The organism is Candidatus Palauibacter scopulicola (assembly GCF_947581915.1).
Classification (GTDB): Bacteria; Gemmatimonadota; Gemmatimonadetes; order Palauibacterales; family Palauibacteraceae; genus Palauibacter; species Palauibacter scopulicola.
On the sequence record NZ_CANPWG010000004.1, the window covers coordinates 20,348 to 27,514 of the forward strand.

Sequence of the window (7,167 nt, forward strand, 5' to 3'; positions counted from 1 at the left end):
CGGTTTGGCCGGACTACAACGGCGTGGTATTTCACGTCATATTTCGGGTGACACGGCTTTCGGGTGACACTGCGGCGTACAAATGTCCGGTGCGGGTAAGCCGGCCGGCAAGGGGATCATACACCATGGCAGATCGAAACGGGCGGCGGGCCGAGCCGGTCGCGATCATCGGGATGGCGTGCCGTTTCCCCGGCGCGTCCGGCATTCCGGCGTTCTGGCGCCTGCTCGAGGAGGGCGGAAACTCCGTCCAGGAAGGGGTCCCGGGTTCCGGCGTGGGGCGCTGGGGCCAGATCTTCGGGGACCACGCGGTCCTGAGCGATGGCTGCCGCTTCGGCGCCTTCGTGGACGACATCGATCTGTTCGACGACGCCTTCTTCAGGATCTCGCCGGTGGAGGCGGAACTGCTGGACCCGCAGCAGCGCATGATGCTGGAGACGACCTGGGAGGCGCTCGAGGACGCCGGGATCGATCCCGACGGGCTGAGGGAGACGCTCACCGGCGTCTACACGGGGATCAGCAACGACGAGTACCGGATGCTCGTCGTGGACTCGAGCAAGCCCGCCGAGGCGGCCAGCTGTCTCTACGCGCTCAGCGGCACGAACCTGAACGGCACGAGCGGCCGGGTCTCCTTCGTGCTGGGGCTTCGGGGGCCGGCGAAGGCGGTGGATGCCGCGTGCGCCTCCTCCATGGTCTCGGTGCACGACGCGGTGGCGGACCTGCAGCAGGGGAGGGCGGACCTGGCCATCGCGGGCGGGGTGCAGGCGATCCTCAACGGCCGCATCTACGAACTCCGCGCGGACGCGATGATGCTGTCGCCGGACGGGCAGTGCAAAACCTTCGACGCGTCGGCGAACGGATACGTGCGGGGCGAGGGCTGCGGGGTCGTCGTCCTCAAGCGGCTGAGCGAGGCGGCGGCGGACGGCGACCGGATCTGGGCCGTGATTCGCGGCTCGGCCGTGAACCACGGCGGGGCGAGCACGGGGCTGACGGTGCCGCACACGCCGGCGCTGGAAGAGGTGATGCGGACGGCGCTGGCGGATGCGGGCGTCTCTCCCCTGGAAGTCGACTACCTGGAGGCCCACGGGACGGGCACCACGGTGGGCGACCCGATCGAGGCCAACGCGGTGGTCGCGGTCTACGGCAAGGGCCGGGACGCCGACAACCCGCTTCTCATGGGCTCGGTGAAGACGAACATCGGGCACCTCGAATCGGCCGCCGGGGTGGCGGGCGTGATCAAGGCGGCGCTGGTCCTGCACCGCGGCGTGATCCCGAAGCACCTCCATTTCCGCGATCCGAACCCGAGTCTCGACTGGGATCGTCTCCCGCTGCGGGTGACGTCGTCGATGATGGAGTGGCCGGGCGGCACGGACGGGCCACGGCGCGCGGGGGTCAACTCGTTCGGGATCTCCGGGACGAACGCCCACCTCGTGATGGAGGAATACCGCGCACCGGACGAGGAACCGGACGAAGCCCGGGCCGATGGGGGATGGGTCGCGGGCGCCGGGGTGCCGGTGGCGGCTTCCATGTCGGCGACGGTGGCGGACGTGCCGGTCCCGGACGGAGTCGGCCCGCGCGCGGTGCGCGTGCTTCCGCTGTCGGGGAAGTCGGAGGGCGCGTTGAGCGACCTCGCCCAACGGTACGTGTCGTGGCTGGACGAGCATGCCGAGGGACCGTCGTTCGGGGACCTCGCCTCGGACCCGCTCCTCTCGGACATGGCGTGGACGGCCGGCGTGGGACGGAGCCACTTCGACCACCGCGCGGGCGTCGTCTTCCGCGACGCGGCGTCGCTGCGGGAACGGCTCGTCGCGCTGGCCGCGCCCGGCGGGGGCGCGCCGTCGGGGGCGCCGGCCCGGGTGGCCTTCGCCTACACGGGGCAGGGGAGCCAGTGGGCCGGGATGGGAGCGGCGCTCTACGAGAGCGAACCCGTGGCGCGGGCCGTGCTCGACCGCTGCGAGGCGGTCTTCGTCGAGGAGAGAGGCGCTTCGCTGCTCGACGTCATGTTCGGCCGGCCGGCCGGGGCCGGAGATCTCGGGGACACGGCGTGGGAGCAGCCGGCGCTCTACGCGCTGGAGTGCGCGCTGACTGCCCTGTGGGAGAGCCTCGGTGTCCGTCCCCACGTGGTCATCGGGCACAGCATCGGCGAACTCGCGGCGTCGCAGGCGGCGGGCGTGTTCTCCCTTGAGGACGGGATGCGTTTCGCCGCGGCGCGCGGGGCGCTGATGTCGCGCATGGCTGAAGGCGGCATGGCGGCGGTGTTCGCGCCGCCGGAGCAGGTGGCGTCGGCGGTCGAGGCCGTGAACGCGGCGGCGTCCGGGGTCGGGCTGAGCATCTCGGGCTACAACGGAAGTCACCAGGTCGTCAGCGGGCCGGTCGCGGACATCGAAGCCATCTCGAAGCGCTTCGAGGGGGAGGGCGTCCGGGTCCGACGGCTGAACACGAAGCGGGCGTTCCACAGCGCCTTGGTCGATCCCATCCTGGACGAACTCGCGGCGTCGCTCGACGGGGCCGCGATCGAAGCGCCGTCCCTCACCGTCGTCAGCAACCTCACGGGCCGGGCGGTGGAAGCCGGGCAGACGCTGGATGGGGCCTACTGGCGGCGGCACGCGCGCGAGCCGGTGGCCTTCGCCCGGGGCGTGCGGACGCTGGCGGATCTCGGCGTCGACCTCGTGCTGGAGATCGGTCCCCGGTCGCTGCTGGCCCCGATGGCCGCTTCCGCCTGGCCGGAGTCACCGCAGGCGCCGGCTCCGGCGGTCCTGTCCAGCCTCACCCCGCCGCCGGCCGATGCGCCCGACACGGAAGGCGCCGACGGCTTCGCGGAGGCGGTGGCCGGGGCGTACGAGGCGGGCCTCCCGATTCGCTTCGCCGGACTCTTCGCCGGGGAGACCCGGAGACGGATCTCGCTCCCGAGCTACCCGTTCCAGCGCGTCCGCCACTGGCTCGCAGCGCCGAAACGGCGTCGTGGAAGCGCCGGCCACCCGCTGCTGGGCGCCCGGCACGAGTCCGCCCGCGGCGAGGTCGCCTTCGAGACGGAGGTGTTCCCCGCGGATCCGGCCTGGATGGAAGACCATCGCGTGTTCGGCCGCGTCGTGGCGCCCGGCGCCCTGTACGGAGCCATGACGGTCGCGGCTTCGCTCCTCGAAGAGGGCGGGTCGGTCGTTGTGGAGGAGATGCAGTTGCACAACCCGCTCGTCTTCGATGAGGAGGGGGACGAGGCGGAAGGGGCGGGGCGGACGCTGCAGGTCGTGCTCGATGCTCCGGACCCGGCCGAGCCGCGCGGCGTCCAGATCTTCAGCCGGGGGAGCGAGGGCGTCTGGACGGTCCACGTGGAGGGCCGCCTGGCGGCCGGCGTTCCCGACCCCGAAGACGGCGGCCCCGTCGACCTTGAGAGCCTGAAGGCCGATCTCTCGCCCGTGGAGGTGGCGGACTACTACCGCCACCGCGCGAGCACGGGGGTCGATCTCGGTCCGTCCTTCCGCACGCTGGAGAGGGCCTGGTCCGGTCCGGGAGAGGCGGTGGCCGAGGTGTCGCTCCCGGAGACCCTGGCCGGACACGGGCTCGACGTGCATCCGCTCGTGCTGGACGGCTGCTTCCAGGCCGTGGGCGTGGCCCGCAACGTCGCCGGTTCGGAGGGCGGCGCCACGTATCTCCCGTTCGGCTGGGAGCGGCTGTGGCTGGCCGGACCGCTGCCCGACCGGGTGGTGTGCCACGTACGCCTGAGCGCCGCTTCGCGTGAGGCGGAGGCAGAAGGAAGCGAGCCCGCGGAGGTCCTGAGCGGCGAACTGCGCATCTACGATCCGCAGGGCGCGCCGCTCGGTCGGCTGAGCGGCTACACGGTGAAGCGGGCCACGCGGCAGGCGCTCCTCTCCGCGGTCGAGGGGATCAAGGACCTGCTGTACGAGATCGTATGGCGCGAGCGCGAACTTCCGTTGGGTATCGCTCCCGCGGACTTCTTCCCGAGCCCCGCCGCCGTCGCGGGGGGCGCGCAGTTGTTCGCCGGCTACCTGACGGACGCGGGCGTCGACCCGGACGACCGCAACGCCCTCCTGGCGGACCTCGAGCGCTGGTCGCACGCCCGGGCTCTCGCGACCCTCGAGGAACTGGGCTGGCGGAGAACGGCGGGGGAGACGGTGGACCCGGAGCGACTCCGGCAGGAGTTGGACGTCCTCCCGGAACACGGGCGCCTCTTCCGCCGCATGTTCGAGATGCTCGCCTGGTCCGGCGTGGCGGAGGAGACGGCCGACGGGTTCCGCATCCTCGTGGGGCCGGACGATCCGCTGCCGGAGCAGCTGCCGCGGGATCTCGACGAGTTCGCGACCGGGATGGCCGGGCGCTATTCGCACGGTCTCACGGAGGTGGGCCTCTTCCGGCGTTCCGGCATCGCGCTGGCCGACGTGCTCCGGGGCGGAGAGGATCCCCTGACGCTCCTGTTCAGCAGCGGGGAGCCGACGGCGGCGGATCTGTACCTGAAGGCGCCGGTCGCGCGCGCGGCGAACGAGATGCTGGCGGAGGCGGTGCGGGCGCTGGTGGCCGCGCTCCCGGACGGCCGGCGGCTGCGGGTGATCGAGGTCGGGGCGGGGACGGGGTCGGCGACCGCGTCGGTCCTGCCGGAGCTGCCGGAGGGGCGGTTCGACTACGTGTACACCGACATCTCCGCCGGTTTCTTCGCCGAGGCCGAGGCGCGCTTCGGCGACGCCGGCGGGTGCATCGAATACCGTCCCATGGACATCGAGAAGGACCCCATCGCCCAGGGCTTCGACGCCCACGGCTACGACCTGATGATCGCCTCGAACGTGCTGCACGCGACGCGATACCTGGAGGAGACGCTCGGATACTGCCGGGACCTCATGGCGCCGTCGGGGCAGCTGGTCGCGCTCGAGAACCTCACCGGCCTGGGCTGGATGGACCTCACGTTCGGGCAGCTCGACGGCTGGTGGCGCTTCGCCGACGACTACCGACCGCACCACGCGCTGGCCGACCCCGGCGTGTGGCGCCAGGCCCTCGGTGACGCGGGGTTCGAGGCTGTGGAAGTTCTCGGCGTGGACGAGTCCGATCCCGACATGCAGCTCGACAAGGGCGTGATCGTCGCTCAGGGCCCGGCGAAGGTGATGGAGCCCGCAGGCGCGTGGGTTTTCGCGGCGGACGAGGGCGGCGTGGCGGAGCGGCTGGCCACCGAGTTGAGGTCGCGGAACCAGACGGTCGTTCTCGCGAACGGGAAGGGCACCAGCGACCGCGAGGCGTGGCGGTCGCTGATCGAGAGCCTGCCGGAGGAGGTGCCGTTCCACGGCGCCGTGCACCTCGCGGCGCTGGATGGCCACGGGGAGCGCGCCACGACCGATGAACTGGCGGCGGACGTCGAGGGCGCGGTGGCGAGCGCACTCGCGCTGGTTCAGGGAGTGGGCGATTCGGATCTGACCCCCGGGAAGGGCGTGTGGTTCATCACGCGCGGAGCCCAGATCCTCGAGCGGGAGCGGGGCGGGGAACTCGCCGGCGCCGCTGTGTGGGGGTTCGGCAAGGGCGTGGCCCGGGAAGCGGCGCACCTGCAGACGCGGATGCTCGATCTCGACCCCGCCTCGATGGCGCCGGAACCGGATCTCGCGAACGAACTCCTCTACCCCGATCCCGAGAACCACATCGCGTACCGCCGCGGAAGCCGCCGGGTGACGCGCCTCGTGCGCATGGACTCCGGTGCCGGGCGCCTCGAGTTCCCGGAGGAGACGGAATGGGTGCTGGCGCCCGACCCGGGGGGCGTGTTCGACCGGCCGCACGTGCAGCCCCTGCCGGCGCGGCCGCTCGAACCGCATGAGGTTCGCGTGGCGGTCGATGCGTCCGGCCTCAACTTCTGGGACGTGTTCCGGTCGCTCGGCTTCATCGAGGAGGGTCTGCTGGGGCGGGAGATGAGCGGCCGCATCCTCGAAACGGGCTCCGACGTGTCATCGGTTTCGGTTGGCGATCACATCGTCGGGTTGGGGTTCGGCGCCTTCGCGCCGGAGATGATCACGCACGAGGAACTCGTCGCCCCCGCGCCGCCGGACTTCTCCGTCAGCGGACTCGCGACGGTGCCGAGCGCGTTCGTGTCGGCGGCGCTGTCCTTCGAACTGTCCGGGCTGGAAGCGGGGGAGCGGGTGCTCGTACACGCGGGTGCGGGCGGCGTCGGGCTGGCCGCGATCCAGCTCGTGCAGGCGGCCGGCGCGGAGGTGTTCGCCACCGCCAGCGCCCCGAAACAGGCCTACCTGCGCTCGCTCGGCGTCGAGCACGTGTTCGACAGCCGCACGACCGACTTCGGGGATGAAATCCTCGAGGCGACGGGCGGCGAGGGCGTGGACGTGGTCCTGAACAGCCTCACGAGCGAGGGGTTCATCGATGCGAGCCTCGCCTGCCTCCGGCAGGGCGGCCGCTTCGTAGAGATGGCCCGTCGCGACATCCTCACCGAGGAGGAGATGGCGGCCGTGCGTCCGGACGTGGGCTACTGGATCCTCGAACTGGACGTGGTCAAGAAGACGGACCCCGCGTGGGCGGGGCGGATCCTGCGGGGTCTGATGGCCCGCGTCTCGACCGGAGAACTCAAGCCGATCATCCACAGCCGGTGGCCGCTGGCCGAAGCGGGCGCCGCGCTGTCGTTCATGCGCTCGGCCCGCCACCTCGGGAAGATCGTCGTGACGACGCCCCCGCTCGTGCGGGGCGGGCTGCGCGGAGACCGGAGCTATCTCGTGACGGGGGGTCTGGGCGGGATCGGGATCGCCGTGGCCAACTGGCTCGCCGAGCGGGGCGCGGGGGCGATCGTCCTGAACGGGCGGCGGGACCCGGACCCCGAAGCCGAGGAGGCCATCGAGGCGCTCCGGCAGCGCGGCGCAACGGTCGAGGTCGAACTGGCCGACATGACCGACCAGGCGGCCATCGACGGCATGCTGGAGCGCATCGAGCGCGATCTGCCGCCGCTCGGCGGGGTGGTCCACAGCGTGGGCGTGCTGTCGGACGGCGCGCTCCCCAACCAGAGCTGGGAGCGGTTCGAGCGGGTGCTGTGGCCCAAGATCCTCGGCGCCTGGCACCTGCACCGCGCGACGCTGGACCGCGACCTCGACTTCTTCACGCTCTTCTCGAGCCGGGTCGGCGTCATGGGCAATCCCGGCCAGGCGAACCACGCCTCGGCCAACGCCTTCCTGGACCAAC

At 72.0% G+C, this 7,167-nt stretch carries 1 protein-coding gene; it reads left to right on the forward strand.

Annotation, left to right across the window (positions count from 1 at the left end; genetic code table 11):
* Positions 1 to 125: 125 nt before the first annotated feature.
* A partial coding sequence (locus RN743_RS00380; RefSeq protein WP_310775077.1) for an SDR family NAD(P)-dependent oxidoreductase occupies positions 126 to 7,167 on the forward strand: 7,042 nt, incomplete at its 3' end.